The following is a 23,095-nucleotide window of genomic DNA, read 5'->3' as shown; positions in this document are numbered from 1 at the left end:
TGCCGTCCGCAAGGCGTAAATCTGGCACCGGTCTTCGTAGGTGATCCGACGATATGTGCGCATCAGTAACCCCTTGGTGTGCCAAGAGGTTACTCCATCACGCCGTCGTTGACGTTATGCACTGGCTACTTGAATCCGCGCGCTAATAGATCATTCGAATCGAGACACTTCCGGTGTGCAGCGTCGTGCGATAGGTTCCGTTGACGGTCGGGTTGCGATTGCCCAACACTGTACGGTCCTCGTAAAAGGCCGCCTGGTAGGAGAGATCGAGTCCAATCGCCTTGGGCTTCAGCGATCCCACACCGAAATCCCCACATCGCATCAGCCCCAAAAACGATCCCTGCTCTTTGCAGATGAATCCCACCCCTCCCCCCACGACGTGGAGGTCCGAAGAGGGAAGACCAGGATCATAGGTCAAATCAGGCATCTGCTGTTGTTGGTTGGTATAGCCGGCCCGCAGAGCCATCTCCCAGTGTGGGAGCGATTCAAGCGCCAGCCACTTGTATTCGGTTCCGAGCATCACCGCATAGGTACTCTTCCAATTCTGCGGCTGCGGGATCGTCGCACCATTCGCCAAGGTCACATCGAGGTTTCGAACAGATTTCCACCCCACGTAGTCGACGTCCATCTCCAACTTCCATTCCCGTTCTGGCGTGCGAACCGGCCACAGGGCAATGGCGCCGGTGATCACTTGCGGCAGAACCAAGGTCGCCTTGGCATCCGAGACCTTGGTGCCATTCGCCAACAAGGCTCCGGCCAAATGAAGCGTGGCCTGACTTCGATAGACAATACCGATGTTCGCCACCGGTTTTCCGTCGGCATTACGTAGCGCCGTATACAAGAGACTGGCATTGAACCCAGCCGCGGTGTCCTTGCCGGACAGCTCCACCTTCGACCCTGCTGGAATCCCCAGTCCCCCTGGCCACACCGACTGTTTTTCAACCTGCCCTTCGCCGACGAGTCCACTGAACGTATAGATATCCGCACCCAGCCCAAGCGAGAGGTTGTCCGTCGCCTTGTAGGCTAGAGTCGGTTTAATATCCAGAAGCGGCAACGTGTTGAACGTGGTGGCGGTCCGGAACGGCCCATCGTTCGGCCAGCGCGTCAGCGAGCCGAACGGAATCGTCAGACCGATCCCGGCAGTGAGATCGCCCAGAGCCCTCACACCGAGATCTTTTAAGTTCGCCGTGATGAATGTGTGCCCGGGAGGCGGCCAGGCGGCACTCCCATTCCTGTCCCCACGAGCAATCCCCCCCGTCAGACTGGTAAAGTTCGTCGATCCGCCAGAAATCAGCGCCCCTGCCATCACTTGCACGCCCGGCAGTTGCGTCATCCCTGCGGGATTGTAATGTACCGCTGACGGGTCGTCAGCTTGGGCCGCATAGGCATTGCTCATCGCCGACGCAGCGGTTCCCTGGCCTTGAATGCGCGGCACCTGTGCCAATGCCTTCCACGGTAGGCCGACCCAACAGAGCCCTACGATGAACAGCACGGATCCCCACATCCATCGCACTGATCCTAACCTGCTCCACCCGCAACCCCATCCTCTTCTCACTACCGTCCTCCCTCTCTCACTCACTCACTCACCTGGTGCGACCGGCCCCACCGAAGACTCTGGCGACCTCCGCTCCAACGGCCTGAACCAACAGTCGACAATTCGTTCGAGTTCATCGATATCGAACGGCTTTAGCACATAGGCCTGCGCCCCCATGCCGATCGCACGAATGGCCAATTCCTTGGAGCCCGACGCCGTCACCATCACAATGGGAATCTGCTGATCCCATCGTCGAATCTGCAGCAACACATCCATCCCATCCATGGAAGGGATGCCGATATCCAGGATCATGCCCTCGAATGTCTCGGCCCGGACGGCTTCCAACGCTCGGACTCCATCCACTTCCAGTTGGACACGATAACCTCTCGCTCGCAAACGATCCTGTAAGAGCTGTCGAATATCCGGATCATCCTCGACAATCAAAATGCGCGGCGCTTCTGCGGATGTTCCAGCCAGCGGCGCGGCCAGAGCAGGTAGCAACGGAATGGTGAACGAGAGTTCCGCGCCCTGCCCCGGGGCACTCTTCGCAACGATCGTACCGCCCTGTAACTCCACCAACGTCCGCACAATCGACAAGCCCAAGCCCAGCCCCTTCGTGCCGCTCCGTGCCTGCTTGACGCGAAAGAATGGATCGAAAATCTGATCGAGAAACTCTGGGGAAATACCAGGTCCCGTATCGCACACGGAGACTCCGGCGAGCATCTGATTCTCCTGCCGCACCGTCACCAGAATGCTGCCGCCCTCAGGGGTAAACTTCACCGCATTCTGCAGCAAATTTGTCACGATCTGAATCAGCCGATCCCGATCAGCCCAAACCATTAGGGGGACAGGGGGAACAACCACCTCCAAGGTTTGTCGTTTGGCCTGCGCCAACAGGCGCAACTGCTCGACCGCCTCTCCGATACAATGCCCCAGATCGATCTCGCTCGGCACAAGATCCAATCTCCCGGACTGAATCCTGGTGCGATCTAACAAGTCCTCGATCATGCGGATCAATCGCTCGGCATTGTCCAACATCCGCGATAAGTAGCGCTGCTGCTTCTCGTTCAGCGGCCCCGTCAATCCATCCAACAGATTTTGCAAGAACCCCTTGATCGAGGTCAGCGGCGTCTTCAGTTCGTGCGAGACATGCGAGAGGAATTGCGACCGCAAGCGATCTGCCTGCTCCAACTCGGCCGTGCGCTCACGAACTTTGGCTTCAAGACCCAGGTTCAACTCTTCGATTTGCTCATATGCGGACGCGTTGTCCAAGGCGATGGCGACTTGATTGGCGACCGTCATCATCAACTCAAGATCGTCCTGCGTCAGACTATGCTCCTGCATGCGATCGACCGTCAGACTGCCAAGAATCCGATCTTTCGTTTTCAACGGGACGGCAATCAAGGCCTTCGCCTGCGTCAACAGGGCCAACTGTTGATTCAATGGATGAATGCGATCCCACACGGCTTGCAGATCCCCGATCAACAGAGGCTGGCCCTGGATGAGCACAATGCCTTCCGGGCTCATGGGATCGGTCACGGAAATTTCTCGCGCACGCACAAACGCCTGAATCTCCGGCGAGACGCCGAATGCCCGCGCATCCTTAACGACCTGTCTGATCGGGTCGTAAAACGAGACCATCACCCGATCGTACGGGAGATCGCCGGTCAGAGTTTCCAGCACTTTCTGCATCAACGCCTCCCGATCGAGCGTCGAGTTGAAATGTAATCCCGCTCGATGGAGAGCCGTCAACTGAGCCACTTTCCGGCGCAACTCGACCCGCGTTTGCTCCTGCTCCAGGTAGGCGGCACGCAACTCTTCGTGACGCGACTCCACCACCGTGATCTGCTCACGAATCAGCGCTTCCCGCTGTTGGCTCTCCTGCCGAAGATGCCGATTGATGAGCATCCCTGCGACGGATATCGGAATGAGACCGGCCAGGATCACTTCCCCGAGACTCATCGACGGGTAGGCCAGACGCATGAACCCGGCGGTGGCCAAACCGGCGCCCATACCCCAAAGAGGCCAGGCTGAGTATCGTCTGGCTTGACGTTCCCACCGAACCTCCCATTCGCAGTAGTCGTCACCCTTCACAATACAGGCTCGATCGACCACTCGAGATTCAGGGAGCAGATGCAGGCGAGGCGGCACCATCGCGAATCGCCCCTTCGTCGATTCGCAAATCTGCGCGGTGCAGGCCTTACGATAGGGACCGAATTGCTCAAAGACCCGCGCAGTAAGGTTCATTCTCAGCACTGCGGAGGTGTCCGTCACCTCCAGCACCGAATACTCGAGATCCTTGGCATATTTCCGCGCGAAGTATGGAAACATGCGATGGATTTGCGCCAGGCTGAACGGACGTCCCAGCGTCTGAATCAGCGGGGAGATATGCTTCTCTCGGCCTACGTTCATGTAAAAATCAGGATCTCTCGACTGTTCCCGGCAAAACTCACGCAGGTAGGACGTAAACTCATAGGAGTAGCTGTTCCAAACATTCTTCAACTGGTCGAGGGTGACATGGTAGGCGGGATCTCGTATCCGGTCATTGAGCAAGCGGCACAAATCATCCATGGCTCGCACCGCGGCATCCGCGCCTTTCGTCCGCGTCACCCACTCTTCCAAATACTCCACGTTATCGTGCACGATCATCCCGCTCACATCTTTGATCCGTTCACCCCGTTCGTCGACGCCAAATGGCACAAACTTCATGTAGGGGCGCTCGAGGATGGTCTGTGTTGGAGGGAAAAGCTCTTCGGCCATGAGATACTTTCGTCAATCAGAAATCTTGGACGCCGGTGAGGAAGATGCCACGGCTACTGCGCCAACCTCTCGGACACCTGATAGAGCAACCGGCGAAACAGACAGGGCACGAATACTCACCCTGAAGAAATTCGGGGATTGTGCCTTGCAATTCGTGGAGAGTAAAGAGCCGTCTCCGTCAGACGGTCAGAAATCCTGTCCAGTGCGATCTGCTAGGCGTTCATATTCACTTCAAGGCTCTTGGGATAGAGTTTCCATGGCGTCCACGGCTCACCCTCCATCGCCCGCTGAAGCCCTTCCAGCTCCTGTCTGAACGCCGCGAATGCGGCAACCGCCCGTGCGGAGCGTTCCTGATTGGCGGACTCGAACAACACAACCGCCGTGAGGTCGGCCATCAAGGAGGCGCGCGGCGTACTCAACATGAAATTCATATTCAGCAACCGCTGATAGACATCCACTGGTTCACGACTCCCGTCACGAGCCACTTGCACCGGCATGACATTCGTCCAGACTTGATAATTCCAGAGCGACGACCCGACCAGTTCATGCTGCACTGTGCCGAGATAGAGGCAACAGGCCGCTAATCGAGCCAACGAAACCAGGGTCAGGGATGCAGAAGTCACGGGCAGACCGTTCGCCAACGCCTTGTCCAGCGCATCCACCCACTCACAAATGGCACGATCCGCCCTGACATCCGCATCGGTTTCATAATAGATAGCCAGATATCGTGCCGTATGCCGGAGCATGACATCGAACAAAGCGGCCAGATTCCCCTCGGTTGGCTGGTCGAATCCTGCATGCAACACTCCCCGCTTGGCGGCATAACCTTGGGGATCCCAAGCCTTCGCATCAAACCCTCCGACGCTGTCGTCCATAAGCCGGTACATCTCCTCATGGGCATAACTGAAGACCGACTCGAAATCGCCTCCAGGAACCACCTGCGACTCCATCCCGAGCCGGTTGCTGGCCTGAGCGCCGAAGATATGGGGCCACAGCAGCCGACACAAGGGATGATCGTCGGGGAGCACATTACGTGTCACGATCGACAGCGTCTCACCGCCGATCAGGTGCACCCAATTCCAGTGGCGAATAAGGCTCGTATGGGTCGAGAGGGCACAGAGCGCCAAGCGGCCTGCCAAGGCCCAGTTCGCATCGTTGGGATATGACAGCCCGAGTGCGGACTCAATCTTCGTCGGAGTCAGCCGCTTCCCCATGGGGTCCAACTGAAACTGAACACGCATGCCCAATCGATAGAGCCCTGCCCTTGGGTGATATTCGGTCAGATGCCGGAGATCCCACTCAAAGGAGTCCTGGTTCATCACCTTCCTGATGTACCCGGCAAAAGGGCCTTGCACCGCCAGGGTCCCGAGATCAGGACTCCCCTTCAGTTCCTGTGGAAGCACCGGAAACTCCAGCACCTCCTTGGGAAATTGTCCATGCCGCTTCGCCGCCCTCCTGACCGCCCGGCAATGTCGATCGGTATAGGCCTGGGCCAACGCCATCTGCGGATTCGCATCGATGGGAGGAAGTCCCTGTACCGTGGGAGGGAAGAGGCGATTCAGGAGCATGAACAATCGCGAGAAGAACCGGCGAATCCGGTGTCGGACTACAGGATATTGTTCGTCCCGTGGCGTATGTTCGCCGATCAATACATGCTGAATCGCAATACGGGGGAAGATCCGCGCGACGGGAACTGCCTCCAGCTTGCGAGGGTCCTTGCTACATCGGGTCACATCCAAATCCCGATTGGTGCTGAACTTCAACGCCAGAATCCGACTCCATAATCCATTTCGAATTGTCCACCGAAACTGCGCGATCCTTCCCATCCACATCTCCCTACCCTATGGTGAATCACCACCATGTTATTTGCCGCATGAAAATACCCTACAGCATAAACCAGTTCATACTCCCAAGGCACTGATAAACTACGTAAGCACTATCGACAGGACAACGCAAAGCACATACCCTGCGAGGCACGACCAACGCGAATCGTGGTTTCGTCTAAAAATGCTGGGATATTGAAAACTGCGTTCAAAAGATGGAGGTCTTCGTTCTGGTCGTCGTGACGGCCAGTATCCCTTCAGATACTGGCCGTCACGAGAAAGATACAGAGGTAAGGCCTGTTGTACCGCGCTTGAGAGCTACGTTTTCACTGTTCGTTTGAGTTGTCGTTCCACACTGGCAACTTTGCTCGTGAGCCGGCCCTTGGGACCTTTCCGGTAGTCGACTTTGATCGTGCAGGAAATACGGCCACAATCTTTCTTCATCCGCACATAACATTGCTTGACGACGGCAAAGACCTCATCCCATTCCCCTTCCAGCACCGTCCCCATCGGATTCAACCGGTAGTCCACTCCGCTCTTATCGATAATATCGAGCGAACGTGACACATACTTGCCGACGCTCTCTCCCTTGCCCAATGGCGACATACTGAATTCCAATAAGACCATGTTGTCGCAATGCTCCTTCTCTACGCTGTTGCCATCAGCTATCAGCTCTGGGGCGGCGTTACTCGTTTACGCCTCGCCCTTAATCCCAGGCACCGCTACAAGCTTCGCACGTTCATCCAACCACACCTTCGGATACTGGACCTTCCCTAATACGCGAAATCCGTCCAAGGCCTCACGCAACAGAGCCCGACGTTTTTCGAACTCCGGCTCGTTCGCCTTGGTCTTCTCCCGAAGTTCGCCGAGCCATTCCACAAAGGCGGCAAACTCCTCGCCGAAGATCTTTTCCATATCTTCCTTCATGAAACCTGACAAAGCCGGAGCCACCCCGCTCGTGCTGATCGCGACACGGAGATGACCGGACGCCACAACCGCCGGCATCGTCACCGTTGAACATTCCGGCTGGTCGACCGACCACAAGAGGAACTTCTTCTCCCGTGCCTTCGCGAAGAGCGCGCGTGAAAAATCGCGATCCCCTCTCACCATATTCATCACCAAAATCGCACTCTCCAAATCGGTGTCGCGAAAATGGCGCCCACGATGAACCACCTTCGCCGACGCAGCCAAATCTTTGAGCGTATCGTTGAGCGACGGTGCCACGACGGTCACCTTCGCCCCCGCTTCCAACAACCGTTGAGTTTTTTCCGAGGCCTCCTCGTCTCCCCCGAGCACAAGCACCGGGTAGCCCTTCACATCCAGAGACAACGGAAAGCCAGAATTTGCAGCCATGGTGGTTCCTCCCAATTCAATAGTGGGGCGTATCATACAACACCCTGTTTTGCAGCGTAAACCGTGCCTTCCCCTTTTCTACCGGCCCCCGCTATAATGCGCCGGTTTGCCCCCTTCACCTTTGTAAAGGAACCGTACCCATGGCCGCCTATACCGCACGCACACTTGGACTGGCCGGTAGCATTATCGGCCTCGCCGCGATCGCGGCCTGGCTGGGCCTGGCCCATAGCTGCGACCCGGAAACCCGTGAAGCCGTGGTCGCCGGGCATGTCCTCATCGCTCCAGCCCTGGCCGATCAGGTACGGCCCACCGATGTGCTCTTCGTCATTGTCCGGAAGCCAGGCGCGGCAAGGCCCGTCGCGGCAAGGCGCATCGACCATCCGCAGTTCCCCGTGGCGTTTGAACTCACCAATGCCGATGTGATGGTGCAAGGCTCTGAATTGCGTGGAATGCTGGATGTGGTAGCCCGATTGGACCGAGATGGACAGGCCGGCCCGGCTCAGCCAGGCGACATCGAAGGCCGCTACGCGAAAAACCCGACGTTACCGGGCGGACGGGATTTCGAGATTATCTTAGATACGGTGCACTAGAAGAATGCTGAATAACGGTCAGGCTGTTCAAACAAGTTTGCAGCAAGGCCGCAGTCGATGAACGCACCGGAGGCGTACCCTCAGGGGTACGTTGAGGATGCGTTCGAGACGAGAACGACGCTGAAAGCTTGTTTCAACAGCCTGGCTAGGTCTCGGCGGGGTCGGCGTCCAGCTCCATATTCCAATAGAGATAGTCGCGCCAGCTTTCTGGCGTATTCCGAATCCCGATGGTAATCGTCACAACCGGGTTCCAACGTGGCTTGACCGGCTTCTTCATCAGCTTCATGCCGGCTTCATCGGGAGTACGACCGCTTTTCTTATTGTTGCAACGCCAACAGGCGGTGACGATATTCTCCCAGGTCTTTCTCCCACCCTTGGCGATGGGGACGACATGATCGAACGTCAGTTCCTCGGTCCGGAACTTGAACCGACAATATTGGCAGGCATAACTATCGCGGGTGAAAATATTGATGCGGGAGAATTTCACGGCCCGGTGGACATCCTTGAGGCGAACCAGCTTGAGGAGCCGCATGACGGAGGGAAGTTTGAAGGAGATCGACACCGCATGGACCTCTCGGTCGTAGACCTCGAGGACTTCAACTTTGCCCTGCCAGAGGAGCGCAATGGCTTTTTGCCAATGGACCACCCGCAGGGGCTCGTACGTCGCGTTGAGCAGGAGAGTCATTTCCATGCAGCAACCTCATTCCCAACCGAGGCTCCTTCTGTGAGAAGGCGCTGGTTTAGTCTTAGGACGCGTACCTTTGTCTATGCCATAAGCCTTAGTCGAAATCAAGTCATTGACAGGTCTAGGAAACAGGCTCGTCTCATCGACCAGGCCTCCAACAGGAAAGATCAGCGCCATGCCTGAATTTGTGACCGTTGCGAGAGTGGAGGAGATTCCTCCGGGAACCGGACGGACCGTCGAAATCCAAGGGGTCTGGATTGCGCTCTTCAATGTCGACGGATCCTTCTATGCCGTCGACAACACCTGCCCGCATGCGGGAGGACCATTGGGAGAAGGACATCTGAAGGGCCACATCGTCGAATGTCCCTGGCATGGATGGAAATTTGACGTACAGACTGGAGCAAGGCCGGAGAATCCGAACATTACCGTCGCCTGCTGTCATGTCCGAATCGAAGGGAGTCACGTTCAGGTCGCGTTGCCTGAGCACTTCAAATAGGAGCCTGTCGGGAGACAGGCTCGGTCTATCTGGTTCATTTGGTCGCTCTGGTTCAACCGAATAGACGAGACTGACCGAACAGACCGAATGAACAAGACCGACTGGCGGATTGTTTCAGTATCCTGGAGTGCCGAGAGGCATTGGCGGGGCCAGCAATCCTGCCGGTTCACTATCCGGTTCTTTGGGAGTCACTCCGTCGGCCGGAAGCGACGCGGCATTGACCTTCTTCACCGCAAGATTGGCATGCCAAATGAACTCCCGCTCGAACCATTGACCCGTCACCCCTTGGTCTCGTAGCTGAACCCGTATCTCGTACATATCCCCTTCCACCAGCTTCACCCGCCACTCACCCAACCGGGCAACCCGATGACGCTCGCTCATCGAACGCACGTGCTCGGTCATCGCCTGAAGAATCGTGGGATAACCCAGAGCCCGATGGGTTTGCACCAACGCGAGGGCCTCGGCAGCCCGAGGATCAGCCATGGGATTGAGCGACGGAGGCTTCAGCCAGAGATAGTACAGCCCACCCAATAACAGTAGGGCCACCACCGTATAGTGAATCACCTTCACCATCGAGAACGAAGAAGAGGCAGCAGGAGAGGACGAATGGTTCTGTGACATGGACATCCTGTACAAGGGGTTCGATGAGAGGATAAAAAAACCGCACAGCCTCGCGTTGCATCTTAGGAAGAGCAGCAACGCGAAGTCAATCGAACCGCCGCCAGTCCGCACGCCAGCCCCGCATGCGGCTTGTGCGCGTGAAAGAGGTTATGTTACAAATATCGGTCTAGTCGACACCTTTGTATCCTGAGGCGGTAAATACCCATGAAATTCTTTCTCTACGGGGACCATCTCAACCCCACACAGCTGAAACGTCGCGCGCCGGAGCATCAGTTCTTGATGCTCGCCACTATTCCGGAACATACCATCAAGTTTTGCCGATGGTCCTCGCAATGGCGATGCGGCCTGGCCAGCGTGGCCCCCTCTCCGGGAGAACAGGTCTGGGGAGCGGTCTTCGAAGTGACCGACGAAGATCTCAAGCTGATGGACCTATTCGAAGAGGATGTACCCCCAAGCGCGTTTCGCCAGGTCCAAGTCACCGTGCTGACCGAAGCCGGCGAAAAAATGCTCGTCACCACCTATGCCGCCACCCCGATCGGCAAGTTCAAACCCAAGGCGCATTATCTCGATTGGGTCATGAAGGGCCTCAAGCATTGGAAGTTGCCGGAAGAAGCCATCGATATGTGGAAGTCGTTCGCGCCAGCGCCATAAACCAAGAGCCTATGGCCGATAGCATATAGCTGATGGCGGGACCGGAATAGGCACTGATGGTGCAGACTCAGATCCGATCTCATACGATAAGCTATCAGCTATAAGCCATTCGCTCTTTTAACCAGGAGAATCCATGCCGAAGCCAAAATATCACATCGTCGTCTGCACCAACTCCCGTCCTCCGGGACACCCGAAGCCATCCTGTGGCAGCGCCGGTTCCGCCTCTCTCCTCATGGCCTTTAACATGGGCCTCATGCAGAAGGGTGTGACACCGGGCGACGTCATCGTCAGCGGCTCCTCCTGCCTCGGCCCCTGCGAGCAGGGACCCACTGTCGTCGTCTATCCGGACGCCACCTGGTACTCCAAGGTGACGGAAGCAGACGTGGCCACCATCATCGATGAACATATCAAGGGCGGAAAGCCTGTCGCCAAGCTGAATCCTGATTCAGTCTGGAAGTAAGCTTTTACGCCATGGCCAGCGCCACACACCACGAACACAAATCCCATGCACCCAAGTCCATTGGGTGCATGGTGATTACCTGCAGCGACACGCGGACTCCCGACACCGATACCAGTGGGCAAGCCATCCACAAACTGCTCAGACAGTTCGGGCATGAGGTTGTCTCGTACCATTTGGTCAAAGATGAACCGGCCCAGATCAAAAGCCGGATTGAGGAAGGCCTGACGAACGAGGCAGTCCAAGCCATCATCATCAATGGCGGCACCGGCATCTCAAAGCGGGATTCAACCTTTGAAGCGGTTGACGCGATGTTGGAGAAACGGCTCGTGGGATTCGGCGAGATCTTCCGCTACCTGACCTACATGGACATCGGCTCACCGGCCATCATGAGCCGCGCCACAGCAGGCATCATCAAAGGCCGTATCTTGTTCTCCACCCCCGGCTCCGAAAACGCCGTCCGCCTGGCGATGGAAAAACTCATCCTTCCAGAACTCGGCCACCTGGTCAAAGAACTCTCGAAATAGGTCAGGGGCAAGCGGCTAGGGGTACGGGGGTGGGCTCGGACTCTTCCGACATTCTCGCTGCTTCTTCGCCTTTAACTTTTCCTCACCACAGGATGTTCAAAACGGCCTTCCAGCAAGGCCGCAGGCGAGTCAAAACCGGAGGCGTACCCTCTCGGGTACGTTGAGGATTTTGATGAGCCGAGAACGAAGCTGGAGGCCGTTTTCAACATCCGTCAATCTTGCGATATCTTTGGTTCAGAATATGGAGCCTCCGGCTTAATGCTCGATTGGGCATACCGCTTATAAAACATCATCACATCCCGCACGGAGACTACCCCGACAATTTCGCCGGACTTGGTGACGGCAAGATGGCGTACGCCCAAGTCACCCATCATATCCTGCGCCTCATCCACCGACTGCGCCCCCTCGATCGTGCAAATGGGGGTCGTCATGATCTTCTCGACCGTCATCTTGCCAAGAGGCTTACTGGTTGCCACAGCCCGGCGGACAATATCCGTGTCGGTCACAATTCCGACCAACTTCTTCCCCCTCTTCACAAACAGAGACCCCACTCGCGCAGCCTTCATTTTTTTGGCCGCGCTCACAATCGACACACTGGGCCCGACAGTCTTGGGCTGCTTGCTCATAATCTTGGATACGGTAGACATGGTTTCCCTCCCTCTCGTGAATGGTATTGAATGAAAAGAGCACCTGCCGCATTCAATCAGTTTTGATTCAGAGTATCACAGTTAGACGGGGGCACTCAAAGCGGTCAGCCAGCGAGGCTGCAGAAAGCGCGGAGACTGAGGACGCCGGACTGCTCAGGAGAGCAATCGAACAGGATGTTCAAAACGGTCTTCTGCAAGGCCGCAGGCGAGTCAAAACCGGAGGCGTACCCTCTCGGGTACGTTGAGGATTTTGACGAGATGAGAACGCAGCGAGAAGCCGTTTTCAACATCCGTCACATTGTCAGCACGATTTTGCCGAAGAACTTGCGGCTGAGCATCTGCTCTTGCGCTGCCCTGGCCTCTTGGAGAGGATAGGTGCGGTCGATCACGGCAATCAAACGCTTTTGCCCCATCAGCTCCGCAGCCTTCACCAGTTCAGCCCGCGTGCCCATGTAGGAGCCCTTGATGCTGTACTGTCGGGAATAGATGTACCGAAGATCGACCTTCACTTCGGCGCCGGTCGTCGCCCCACAGGTAATCAAGCGACCACCCTTCGCCAACGACGCCAAACAGCTCTCCCATACCTCCGGGCCGATATGCTCAAAGACCACATCGACGCCATGGCCTTCGGTCAGCAGCTTCACACGTTCTGCGACATTCTCCTTCGCATGGTTGATGACGGCATCGGCCCCCAGAATGACAGCCTTGGGAATCTTGTCATCCGATCCAACCGTCGTGATCACACGCGCCCCGGCGAGCTTCGCCAGTTGGATGGCCATGGTCCCCACTCCGCTCCCTCCCCCCATGATCAACACCGTCTCACCATGTTGAAGGCCGGCCTGCGCAAACAGCATGTGCGAGGCAGTCACAGAGACGAGCGGAAAGGCCGCCGCCTGCTCGAACGAGAGGTTCTCCGGAATCGGCATCACATTGCGAAACGGCACCTTCACATACTCGGCATACCCGCCATGCATCATCGCCCCAAGCAGGCTGTAGGAGCGGCAGAAGTTGTCCCGTCCTGCCAGACACTGTTCGCATTTCCAGCAACTGATCCCAGGCGACAGAAACACGCGCTGCCCGACCGTCACATGATCGGCTTGCGCCCCCACTTGTTCCACGATCCCGGCCACATCCGACCCTGAGACATGCGGCATCGGCATAGGATAGGCCGGACTCCCCTGGCGAATCCAAATATCCAGATGGTTCAAGGCACAGGCTTTCACCCGGACCAGCACCTCATCCGGGCCGATCGTCGGCATCGGCAGGTCTTCATACGAGAGTTTGTCCGGTCCACCATGCGCCCGAAAAAGAACAGCTTTCATATTCGGCTCCTTGCTAGACCACCGCGTGCATCATAGAACCAGATCGGAGAAAACCGGCAGAAGCTTGAGGGAGAGGGAGAGTTCGGTTGTGCTTCTTACCAACTGGACCTGTCCCACAAGCAGGTTGCTCAAAAAGGTCGTCAGCAAGGCCGCAGACGATGGCAGCACCGGAGGCGTACCCTCAGGGGTACGTTGAGGATGCTGTCGAGGCGAGAACGAAGCTGGCGGCCTTTTTCAGCAACCGGTTAGAATTTTAAGGTGCCTTCGACGACCATCACACATTGCCCGCCCACCTTGACCGTTTGGATGACCTCGTGCTCCGACTCGACCTGCACGAAGATTTGCGAGGGCCGTTCGATCTCATAGCCCTGCTCCACCACAATATCAGTCGTCGAGGCCACCTCCACCACCCGATTCTGCACCAGGTAGGCACCCAAGGCCCCGCTCGCGCTGCCGGTCGCAGGATCCTCAAGAATGCCGATCGACGGAGCGAACATCCTGGCATGGACCGTCGCAGTGGGTTCCACCGTTACGGTCGTAAAGACCATGATGCCATTGGCACCGAAGCGCCGGCAGACATCCGTAATGGCCGAAGCATCGGGACGGATCGACCGCACCGCCGTCAGCGTGCGCACCGGGACAATCATCACGGGCAATCCGGTGGATACCACCTCGATCGGCCACTTCATGTCGGCGATCACATGTTTGGCCAGACCCAGAGCACTGGCAACCTTGTACAGATCCTCCGCCTCCTCCACGGGGCCCAGAAACTCTGGCTTGGGCTGCGTCATCACGACCCGCTCCACCAGACCATCTTCCGCATGGAGTTCGACGGGAAAGAGGCCGATGTTGCATTCCTGCATCACCCGCGTCATCGATTCTTTGACCGGGATGATGCCCAACTCGGCCAGGATGAAGAAGGTCCCCAGCACCGGATGGCCGGCGAAGGGAATCTCCTGGGTGGGTGTGAAGATGCGGAGCTTGACCACAGCCGCCTGATCCGTCGGAGGAAAGACAAAGACGGTTTCTGAAAGATTCATCTCCCGGGCAATCTGTTGCAGTTCATCGTCTGTCAGGCCGTCTGCATCGGGAAACACGGCGACGGGATTACCACCGAACGGCTCCCCCGAAAATACGTCGGCTTGATAAAATTTGAGTGACCGTCGGTCTGGCATAAGGACCTCCTATCAAGGGACTTCTATAGTCTCCATGTACGGCACACCGGAATAGGCTCCGCAGGATGCTCAAAAAGGCCGTTCAGCAAGACCGCAGCATCCTGCTAGCTTGGACGTGGAAGCGCGTCATACTCCTGCCTCATCGGATTTCGGAGATAATTCTCCACAAAGTTCTGAAGCGAACCGTTCCGATAGAGCAACTCATTGGCATATCGCGTATCGATCTTGTGCAGGACCTTCACCGTCACGCCGGTCTTCTTCGCGAATTGCTCCAGCGTCACCCCGGTGATGTCGCTATAGGGACCACGGCCGGACTGCATGATGCATTTGGGAATGTGCACCACTTTTTCCTTCGTCAACCGGCGGGCGATGTCGTCGAACGTTAAGAGGACCGTGCAATCAGAATCGCCGCTCAACATCGCATTCGGCACATAGAGGAACTTGGCCCGGTTCTTCCGGAACAGGTTCAACACCTTGTGGACACTCCCTGCCGTCACGATCGTATCCTTCTTTTCCATCTCCAACGAATCGAAGGAACTCACGATCCGTTTCCGGTTCAGAAAGGCCGTCGCATAGGACTCGGTATGGATCGTCTGGAGGTTGGGCAATCCCGCGTCATAAATTCGCAGAGCTTCCTCCGGCAGATGCTCGCGCCCCTGCCGCATGAGAAAAGCCGTATCCTCCTTCAACCCCCGCACCGGTGTCAGCGTCCCCATCCAGAGCACACAGTTCTGGTTGATCGAGGAGATCAGCGCCGCATCCTTCGACATCGTATCCACATCGAATGCATAGAAATTCGCCGAGGAGACCGCCGGTCCATCCAAGACTTTCAGCACATGTTTCACCGACGGCGCATGCGGCATGAGCTTCTGCCGATAGTCGCTCAGCGTGATGACGGAGAGTTCGAAGTTGATCCGTCCAGGGAACTGCGCCACGAGTTGGTGGATCTTCGGGACATGGACATATCCCACCGTGAAGAACTGGATGCTCTTGTCCGTATAGGTGAGAAAGTCCTCGACCCATTCCATCGCCTTCGGATGGAGGAACAGATCCGTCCATTCCATATATTCGTTGCCGCCCAGACACCAGAACTGTTTCGGATCAGTGGGCTTCTTGCTGATGTAGTCGAGGATATATTTCCAGTCTTCGTCGCTGGTTTTGGGAGGGTCGAACGTTTCGCGGTAGGAATGGTCGAGCTCATAGCAGAACTCGCACTTCACCGGGCAATCGCGCCCGAGGCTGAGCGGAATCTTGCCCGCGTCCATTTCCTTGCGCAGGACCTCACGATAGTCTTTGTTCGTAAAGATGGGAGCGGCCTGAAGGATCGGTAGAACAGTTCCCATAACGTCAGATCAGCGGACTCGCAGGATGATCAAAATAGCTGCCGCCTCGGTTTGACAGGCCTGGTCCAGCTTTGTCACAGTACAGAAATGAGTGATGACGTCATCCCCAAAGAAATCGCCCACGCACTGGAGATTCTGGAACTCACGCTTCCCATCACCTCCGAGGACCTGGAACGGGCCAAGCGCGTGCAGCTCTACAACTGGAACCCAGCCCGCTATTCAAACCTGACCAACAATCCCAAGAAATACATGCAGGCCTACAAGAAGGCCGAAGAAATGACCAAGGTCGTCGAAGCAGCCTATGCCCTTCTCACCGCCGTGCTCGTGCCCGACGAGAGCTGATGGCTCACCAAGAGCTGATAGCATATAGCTTATGGCGCATAGCACGTAATCGGATCAGAGCCATTTGCTATCCTCGACTCGCTCTTCCTCTGCTCCCACCCTCAGCCACCGATAAGAGCTAATGGCTTATAGCGTATAGCTTATGGTCTGAAACTTCGTCCTGCAGATTTCTGATTTCGTGCCATAAGCCATATGCTCCCCTCTTACCCGACCCCGTGACTCACCACCCGACTCATCCCCTCTCTACCGTCTTCGCCTTCGCTCACTGCCACCGGCCAGGTGACCAGGCCCGACACACCGTCCGGCGAGCCAAGAGACTGCGTCTGCTGCGCATAGATCTGCGGCAACTGGTTCGTTCCGTACTTCGAAATATAGAGGAACACGTGCTCGCGTGAATTCACCCGCACCGCCCAGGGCTGGAAATCGTTCTTATAGAATTCTTCGCAGAGCTGCATCGCGTCCAGGCAGGAGAGCGTGCTCGGATCGTTCAAGGTGTAGTAATAATCCAGCGGCAGGTCGTAGTCCTCTTGCTTGTGGATCGTAATGCCGAACTTCTCCGGATTGCGCACCATCGGCGTATGGCGATAGGCCACGAAGTAGAACAGCTCCACCGAATGGATCACCGGCTGGTTGTCGATGACGAACTGGCGGGTCTCCAGCGCTTCGTCGCGCGTCTCGCCGGGGAAGCCGTAGAACGCCATCACGTGGTTCCAGATCCCCGCCTTCGCCGCCTGATGGAGGTTGTTCTGGATCACGCTCTTTTTGGCATGCTTGTCCATGAGGTTCAGGACACGTTCGTTCGCCGACTCCATCCCATAATAGAGAGTGCAGCAGCCGGCCTTCGCCGCCAGATCCCAGATCTCCTGGTCCTGCAGCGTTTCTTCAAAGCGGATCAACGTCGTCCACTTGATCCCGACATTCTGGTCCACCAGCAACTGCGACACCTTCTTGAAGAGGGCCGGCGGATAGGACTCATCGCTAAACAAGAAGTGTCTGCAATTGTACTTGTCCCGTAGCGTCTTGATCTGTTCGACCACTTGCTGAGCCGGCACCCCCCGATACTGGTCGAAGTAGCCCTGCCCATGGTCGCAGAAGGTACAACGGCCCCAATAACAGCCGCGCGTCGCGAGGTAGGGAATGATCAGCTCCGGCACGAAGTACTTCTCCAGCGGCAGCCCCTCGAAGTCCGGCAGAGGCAGCGCGGTCGTCTTCTCCGTATAGACCTCGGGACTCCGGTGGACGCCTGACTCATCGCGATACATCAAGTTGGGCACGGAACTGATGGGCCGCTCTCCATTCAAGGCCTCGACGAGCCAGAGCAGCGCATGTTCCCCTTCATAGAGGATGGCCGAATCGAAGATCTCTGTGAAGAACCGTTCCTGGTTCGGCAGCTCTTCCTGCAACCGCGTGACGACATTGCCTCCTACCACCACATGGATATGGGGGAAGGTCTCCTTGATCATCTTGCAGAAGGTCAGGCCCGCGAGGAGCTGCATCTGCGTCCCGATCGAGACCCCGACCACGTCCGGCTTCTCTTTCGCCACCGCCGGCATGACCAACTGGTTGCAGATATCCCGATAGACGTTCACCTGTTCATCGTCCAGACAGGCGAAGACTTCTTTCGACACGCCGGGCCGATAGCCCAGGTTGCTTTCCATCGGATAGAACACGATCGAGGCAGGATAGTAGGCGGCGGAAATGTAGTGCATCACCTCACGGAAACAGTTCAGCGCACCTTCCAGCTTTTCAGCTTGGTAGAAGCGCTCGCCGCGCACGATCAGCTTGGCATCCTCGGCCCGCTCCGCCAGATCGAACACGTCCACGGCATAGGCCTGCTCCACCACGGCCTTCTGATCCGCCTCCCGCTCCGTGAGCGTCCCGGCCTTCTCTTTGTCTTGAAGCGGCTTCAACTGCATCCCCAACCGGGCCTTCACCCAGATCAGGAACTCCATCGTGAAGAAGTGGTCGTACATCTCGATGTTGATGTCACGCTGCGATACATGATGTCCCGCTTCGCGGAGGATGGCCGTCAACGAGGGCAAGGCCAGATAGGGAGCCGTCGGCACCCATTCAGGAGGAAAGAGCAGCATCACCTTCGACGACTTCCGATCCTCTTTCTTGATCGGAGCCAAACCTTGGATTTGTACGAGACCGGAGCTACTCATAGATGGTTTCTTTCACCGTCCACATTCCCCTCCTTTATAAGGAGGGGTCAGGGGAGGTAGAGTCCGTGCTTCTACCCCACCTAGCCTCCCCTTACAAAGGGGAGGAACTATCGCACACTTTCATCCCTCTAACCTCTCGCCTCTTGCCTATCCCCCGTCACATTTTCCCCGCGAGCGTCGGCATCACGCCCGCCGTTTTCATCGCTTGATATTGCAGATCCCGCAACTTCTCCAACCCGAACTTCGCGATATACAGAAAAATATATTCCCTGATGTACAGCCGCAGGTCCCAGCCCGCGTAATGGTTCTGTTCGAACTGTTGAAACACCCGCTCCGCCTCTTCGATGCTCATGCCGTTCTTCACCGTGTAGTAGTAGTCGAGCGCCAGATCCCATTCGGGATTCTTATAGGCGGTCACGCCCCACTTATCCGGATGCTTCGCCACCGGATTATGTCTGCCGAGATCGAAGGTGCCGAAGCCGAGAGAATGCACATGGTCCTTGTTCTGTTCCAGAAACTCCACCGAGGACCAGGCCTCTTCCTTCGTCTCGCCGGGAAAGCCGAAGAAGCCCATGCAATGGTTCCAGATACCGGCATTGGCCGTGAGTTGGAGATGCTTCGTCATGATCTCTGTCGTCGTCGCCTTGTCCATCAGCTTCAGCACCCGCTCATTCCCCGATTCGTAGCCGAAGTGGAGATACTTGCAGCCCGAATCCTTCGCATCCTGCCAGACTTGATCTTCCAGCAGGCTCTTCTCAAACCGCATGTGCGTCGTCCAGACGATATCCATTTTGGTGTCGATCAAGCCGCGCGCCAGTTTACGAAACAGGGCCGGCGGGTACGACTCGTCGGTGAAGTGAAAATGCTTCGCCCCGTACTTATCGCGCAGATGCCGGATCTCTCCGAGAATGTCCTGGATCTTCTTCGTCCGGTAGCCAGCCGTATAGCCCTCGCCATGGTCGCAAAACTCGCAGCGGCCCCAGTAGCAGCCGCGCGTCGCCAGATAGGGCAGGATCTTCGTCGGCACAAAATATTTGTCCAGCAACAGCCCGTCGAAGTCCGGCGGCGGCAGCGCATGCATGTCTTCTGCAAAACTCGTCTCCGACGTATGGACCCCGGTCTCGTCCTTGTAGATCGTGTTCGGCACGTCCGCCAGGCTCCGCTTCGCCCCCACCGCTGACACCAGTTGGACGAAGGCCGTCTCCCCTTCATAGACCACGGCACTGTCGAAATATTGGAACAGAGGCGACTGGGGCAGCACGTCGCGCAGGCGCGTGACCGTGTTCCCGCCGATCGTGATGTGGATATGGGGGAAGTGCTGCTTGATCAGGGCGCAGAAGGTCATGGTGGAGAACATCTGCTGCTGCAACACGATCGAGATACCGATCACGTCCGGCTGTTCCTTCTCGATCGCCGGCTTCACCAAATGGTCGAACACGTCGCGGTAGATATTCACCTGGGTATCGTTCACCGCATCCATGACTTCGGAGGAGACGAAAACCTTGTAGGACAGGTCCGTCTCCATCGGCGGCATGCAGATCCGCGCTGGGGCATAGACCATCGAAATGACCGACGTGACTTCGCGAAAGACTTGAATGGCCCACTCTAACTGATCGATTTCGTAGAATACTTCCCCACGGATGATCGCCTTGGCCTTCTCCGCCTTCTTGATCAATTCATCGATCTTCTGCCTGGTCACATCGCAGAGTGCGAGCTGCAAATCCATCTCCTTGGCGTCCAGATCCCGCTTCTTGGAGAGCTTGCGGAGCCGGTCGAGCTGCTGCGGCACCCGGCGCAGGACTTTCTTCAAAAAGTCCTCGCTGAAGTACCAGTCCCACATTTCGAGATTGATGTCTTTTTGGATGACCGTATGCCCGGCCTGGCGGAGGACGGCGGTGAGGGAGGGAAGGCTGAGATAGGGCTCTGACGGAAACCAGTCGGGCGGGAAGATCAGCATGACCTTCATCTTCCGACCGCTGGTGGCTTCGAATCTCTGACGATTCAGGAGAATCAGTTCTTTGGAAGCCCGCTCGCCCTTGGAATACTCAATCTTCATAGAACTCTGGTCTTTCTTTCGCCCGGCTGCGAAACGACCCGAATCATTCAAAAAGCCAATGGGTTAGCTTAGAGAATGGGTATTGTACGAGGGCTAAAGAATGATATGCAAGAGCGGGAGGGGGCGCGGCCAGGTGCCCTCTTTGCTCGCAGAACGCGCGCGATGAAACAGCGCTCGTCCGATGCGCGCAGTTGAGGGCAACCTTGGCCACACCTTTAATACTGTGGAAAAGGCGAAAAGGGAAAAGGCAGACGATCCTCCGTGTTCGCTGAAGCCCCACGATAAAACCGTGGAGCTCAATCTGCGCGGGGAATAACAAACTGGCTGAACAGAAATAGTCGAATATATATGGCAGCAATGTCAGAACGGTCAGAAATCACATCCGCCCGCACACTTGGTTAAAAAAATATCTATCGCACTGCTGTCCGTGCGGCTGCCTCTCTTCTGATGCTCAGCGGACAGGTCACAAGTTCATAGCCACTTGCAAAATCGGGGAGATCATTCACCTTGACTGCAATGTTAATTAATCGCTAACCTGCGCCACTGAATCACAGAAAAATCGACAAATAACATTCTCTGAAAGAGAGGATCGTTCCCATGAGCTACCGCTCTGAAACAATCGCCCTCACCATCGGACGAATGAACCGCCAATATTTCCTCCCTGCGATCCAAAGAGAGTTCGTCTGGAAGCCTGAGCAGATCGTGCAACTCTTTGACTCGATCATGCGGGGTTACCCAATCAGCTCATTTCTGTTCTGGGAGCTGAAGCCGGAAAACCGCGACAAATGGCAAGTTTACGAGTTTCTTGAAAAAGCGGCATACGGCGGCATGCATAACCAGTTGGCGAGCACGGATGGTGTCACAAGTCTATCCCTCGTGCTGGACGGACAGCAGCGCCTCACGTCCCTGATGATTGGCCTTCGTGGCACCTATACGGCGAAGAAAAAGTACAAGCGGTGGGACAATCCGGACGCTTGGAGCGCTCAGAGATTGCATCTCGATCTCTTCGCCGATCCTCGCCTCGACAGCGAGGGGGCATCCGAGAGCGGCGTGTATTACAAGTTTGAGTTCATGGAAGAAACACCGGTGCCGAATTCTGAGCATTACTGGTTCAAGATCGGGCGAATTCTCGACTTCGACGAGCGCCAGAAGCTTGACGACTTCCTTGAAGAGAAGGACGAAGAACTTACCAAGCAGGGGCTGTCACGCAGTGAGCGTAGGACATTCGAAAAAAATATTGAGCGGCTCTATCAAGCTGTGCATGTCGATGAGGTAATCGCGTACTACACGGAGACTGATCAAGACTATGATCGCGTTCTGGACATCTTCGTTCGTGCAAACGAGGGTGGGACTAAACTGAGTAAGTCCGACCTCTTGCTTTCAATGGTTACATCGAGCTGGGACGGCGTAAACGCGCGGGACGAGATTTTCAACTTCGTTGATCGCATCAATACACAACTGACCAGGCGCAACGATTTTGACAAAGACTTCATCATGAAGTCGTGTCTTGTTCTTACAGACCTTCCTGTCGCGTACAAGGTGCAAAACTTCAACAACGCGAATCTGACCACCATTCGTCAGCATTGGCCTAGAATCAAGAAGGCCATTGAGCAGGGCGTTGACCTTGCCAATTCGTTCGGGATCGACCGAGACAACTTAACAAGTGCCAACGCGCTAATCCCGATCATCTACTACTTGTTTAAGAACCCTGGTGTGAGCTTGCGGGGTTCCACACCATTCGAAGCGCACAATGCGGGCTTGATTCGGCGTTGGCTCATTATGGCGCTCCTGAACGGAGTGTTCGGCGGAACGTCGGATAACATGCTGCGGGACATTCGTGCGAGCCTGCAGGGAATGTCTGGTGCGGGAGCCGACTTTCCCATCGACGCGATCAATCTCACCATTCGAAAGGCAGGACGCTCGGCAGAATTCGATGATTTCGCTTTGGGTGAAATGCTAAACCGCACCTATGGGCAGCAGCAGACCTTTCTGGCTCTTTCCTTGCTGTATGATGATGCGGGTTGGGGGACTATGCAGTTCCACCAGGACCACATCTTTGCGCGTAGTCTGTTCAAGCCAAAGGAGCTTTCAACCATGGGGAGGCTAGACTGGATCCAGAAGAAAGATCGTCTAGGAAACCTCTGTTTGCTGCTTGCCCCTGAGAACATGGGGAAACAAGATATGCCCGTGGGTAAGTGGTTGAGCTCGCGCGAGCCGGGCTTCTTGAAACGTCACCTGATTCCAGACGATCAGGCGCTTTGGGAATTCGAGCGTTTTCCAGACTTCTTGGAGGCCCGCGAGGAATTGGTGCGCCGCCGACTCAAGGCACTGTTCGGATCAACTGTAGCTCAACTATCATCCGGCGCGCATCCGGCGCGTAATGAATGAACAAGGAAATGAAAGAGGGGCGCGGATTCAAGTAGCCAGTGCATAACGTCAACGACGGCGTGATGGAGTAACCTCTTGGCACACCAAGGGGTTACTGATGCGCACATATCGTCGGATCACCTACGAAGACCGGTGCCAGATTTACGCCTTGCGGACGGCA

Annotated in this window: 20 protein-coding genes; 7 read left to right on the top strand and 13 right to left on the bottom strand. The window is 56.3% G+C overall.

The window, feature by feature from the left end:
- Nucleotides 1-142: 142 nt before the first annotated feature.
- The 5 genes from Q7U76_01705 to Q7U76_01685 all read right to left on the bottom strand — a co-directional run bounded on the left by Q7U76_01705 (nt 143) and on the right by Q7U76_01685 (nt 7,470).
- Nucleotides 143-1,504 carry an outer membrane protein transport protein gene (locus tag Q7U76_01705; GenBank protein MDO8355090.1) on the bottom strand — a complete coding sequence of 454 codons (1,362 nt, stop codon included), beginning with the start codon at nt 1,502-1,504 and terminating at the stop codon, nt 143-145.
- Between the two features lie 75 nt (nt 1,505-1,579).
- The gene (locus tag Q7U76_01700) at nt 1,580-4,294 is read right to left on the bottom strand and encodes a response regulator (protein ID MDO8355089.1); all 2,715 of its coding nucleotides are present in this window, start codon (nt 4,292-4,294) and stop codon (nt 1,580-1,582) included.
- Between the two features lie 212 nt (nt 4,295-4,506).
- Nucleotides 4,507-6,120 carry a hypothetical protein gene (locus Q7U76_01695; protein ID MDO8355088.1) on the bottom strand — a complete coding sequence of 538 codons (1,614 nt, stop codon included), beginning with the start codon at nt 6,118-6,120 and terminating at the stop codon, nt 4,507-4,509.
- A gap of 315 nt (nt 6,121-6,435) precedes the next feature.
- Entirely contained in the window at nt 6,436-6,744 is a 309-nt protein-coding gene (locus Q7U76_01690; protein ID MDO8355087.1) for an MTH1187 family thiamine-binding protein, read from the bottom strand.
- Between the two features lie 66 nt (nt 6,745-6,810).
- A complete protein-coding gene (locus Q7U76_01685) occupies nt 6,811-7,470 on the bottom strand; it encodes a bifunctional precorrin-2 dehydrogenase/sirohydrochlorin ferrochelatase (protein ID MDO8355086.1) in 660 nt (219 codons plus the stop codon).
- Nucleotides 7,471-7,610: 140 nt separating this feature from the next.
- Here Q7U76_01685 and Q7U76_01680 point away from each other — a divergent pair, with 140 nt between their 5' ends.
- Nucleotides 7,611-8,060 (top strand): hypothetical protein, encoded by a 450-nt coding sequence (locus Q7U76_01680; GenBank protein MDO8355085.1) that lies wholly within the window; start codon nt 7,611-7,613, stop codon nt 8,058-8,060.
- Nucleotides 8,061-8,205: 145 nt separating this feature from the next.
- Here Q7U76_01680 and Q7U76_01675 read toward each other — a convergent pair whose 3' ends face one another.
- Nucleotides 8,206-8,751, bottom strand: coding sequence for an HNH endonuclease (locus tag Q7U76_01675; GenBank protein MDO8355084.1), 546 nt, complete (start codon nt 8,749-8,751; stop codon nt 8,206-8,208).
- 169 nt (nt 8,752-8,920) lie between these two features.
- Here Q7U76_01675 and Q7U76_01670 point away from each other — a divergent pair, with 169 nt between their 5' ends.
- Nucleotides 8,921-9,241, top strand: a complete 321-nt coding sequence (locus Q7U76_01670; protein ID MDO8355083.1) for a Rieske 2Fe-2S domain-containing protein — start codon at nt 8,921-8,923, stop codon at nt 9,239-9,241.
- A 114-nt stretch (nt 9,242-9,355) separates the two neighbouring features.
- On the opposite strand, the gene Q7U76_01665 is transcribed toward Q7U76_01670, so the two are convergent.
- A complete protein-coding gene (locus Q7U76_01665; GenBank protein MDO8355082.1) occupies nt 9,356-9,862 on the bottom strand; it encodes a hypothetical protein in 507 nt (168 codons plus the stop codon).
- A gap of 204 nt (nt 9,863-10,066) precedes the next feature.
- On the opposite strand from Q7U76_01665, the gene Q7U76_01660 reads away from it, so the two are divergent.
- From Q7U76_01660 to Q7U76_01650, 3 genes are all read left to right on the top strand, one after another.
- Nucleotides 10,067-10,513, top strand: coding sequence for a gamma-glutamylcyclotransferase family protein (locus Q7U76_01660; GenBank protein ID MDO8355081.1), 447 nt, complete (start codon nt 10,067-10,069; stop codon nt 10,511-10,513).
- 133 nt (nt 10,514-10,646) lie between these two features.
- Entirely contained in the window at nt 10,647-10,973 is a 327-nt protein-coding gene (locus tag Q7U76_01655) for a (2Fe-2S) ferredoxin domain-containing protein (protein MDO8355080.1), read from the top strand.
- A gap of 11 nt (nt 10,974-10,984) precedes the next feature.
- Nucleotides 10,985-11,497, top strand: a complete 513-nt coding sequence (locus Q7U76_01650; GenBank protein MDO8355079.1) for a MogA/MoaB family molybdenum cofactor biosynthesis protein — start codon at nt 10,985-10,987, stop codon at nt 11,495-11,497.
- A gap of 212 nt (nt 11,498-11,709) precedes the next feature.
- On the opposite strand, the gene Q7U76_01645 is transcribed toward Q7U76_01650, so the two are convergent.
- The 4 genes from Q7U76_01645 to Q7U76_01630 all read right to left on the bottom strand — a co-directional run bounded on the left by Q7U76_01645 (nt 11,710) and on the right by Q7U76_01630 (nt 15,984).
- Nucleotides 11,710-12,144: a CBS domain-containing protein gene (locus Q7U76_01645; GenBank protein MDO8355078.1), complete on the bottom strand. Its 435-nt coding sequence runs from the start codon at nt 12,142-12,144 to the stop codon at nt 11,710-11,712.
- A gap of 293 nt (nt 12,145-12,437) precedes the next feature.
- Nucleotides 12,438-13,466, bottom strand: coding sequence for a zinc-binding dehydrogenase (locus tag Q7U76_01640; protein MDO8355077.1), 1,029 nt, complete (start codon nt 13,464-13,466; stop codon nt 12,438-12,440).
- 245 nt (nt 13,467-13,711) lie between these two features.
- Nucleotides 13,712-14,641: a PhzF family phenazine biosynthesis protein gene (locus Q7U76_01635; GenBank protein MDO8355076.1), complete on the bottom strand. Its 930-nt coding sequence runs from the start codon at nt 14,639-14,641 to the stop codon at nt 13,712-13,714.
- A 104-nt stretch (nt 14,642-14,745) separates the two neighbouring features.
- A complete protein-coding gene (locus tag Q7U76_01630; protein ID MDO8355075.1) occupies nt 14,746-15,984 on the bottom strand; it encodes a hypothetical protein in 1,239 nt (412 codons plus the stop codon).
- Between the two features lie 87 nt (nt 15,985-16,071).
- On the opposite strand from Q7U76_01630, the gene Q7U76_01625 reads away from it, so the two are divergent.
- Complete coding sequence (locus tag Q7U76_01625; protein MDO8355074.1) at nt 16,072-16,326, top strand: hypothetical protein; 255 nt, start codon at nt 16,072-16,074, stop codon at nt 16,324-16,326.
- Nucleotides 16,327-16,529: 203 nt separating this feature from the next.
- Here Q7U76_01625 and Q7U76_01620 read toward each other — a convergent pair whose 3' ends face one another.
- Together Q7U76_01620 and Q7U76_01615 are read right to left on the bottom strand one after the other, a co-directional pair.
- On the bottom strand, nt 16,530-18,491 hold the full coding sequence (locus Q7U76_01620; protein MDO8355073.1) for a radical SAM protein: 1,962 nt from the start codon (nt 18,489-18,491) through the stop codon (nt 16,530-16,532).
- Nucleotides 18,492-18,648: 157 nt separating this feature from the next.
- The gene (locus Q7U76_01615; GenBank protein ID MDO8355072.1) at nt 18,649-20,547 is read right to left on the bottom strand and encodes a radical SAM protein; all 1,899 of its coding nucleotides are present in this window, start codon (nt 20,545-20,547) and stop codon (nt 18,649-18,651) included.
- Between the two features lie 597 nt (nt 20,548-21,144).
- Between Q7U76_01615 and Q7U76_01610 the strand changes: the two genes are divergently transcribed.
- Complete coding sequence (locus Q7U76_01610; GenBank protein MDO8355071.1) at nt 21,145-22,935, top strand: DUF262 domain-containing protein; 1,791 nt, start codon at nt 21,145-21,147, stop codon at nt 22,933-22,935.
- The last annotated feature ends 160 nt before the right edge of the window (nt 22,936-23,095 follow it).

It is taken from the genome of Nitrospirota bacterium, assembly GCA_030645475.1.
In the GTDB taxonomy this organism is placed as follows: Bacteria; Nitrospirota; Nitrospiria; order Nitrospirales; family Nitrospiraceae; genus Palsa-1315.
The sequence above is the reverse complement of the archived record's forward strand: the minus strand, read 5'-3'. Positions and strand labels throughout refer to the sequence as shown.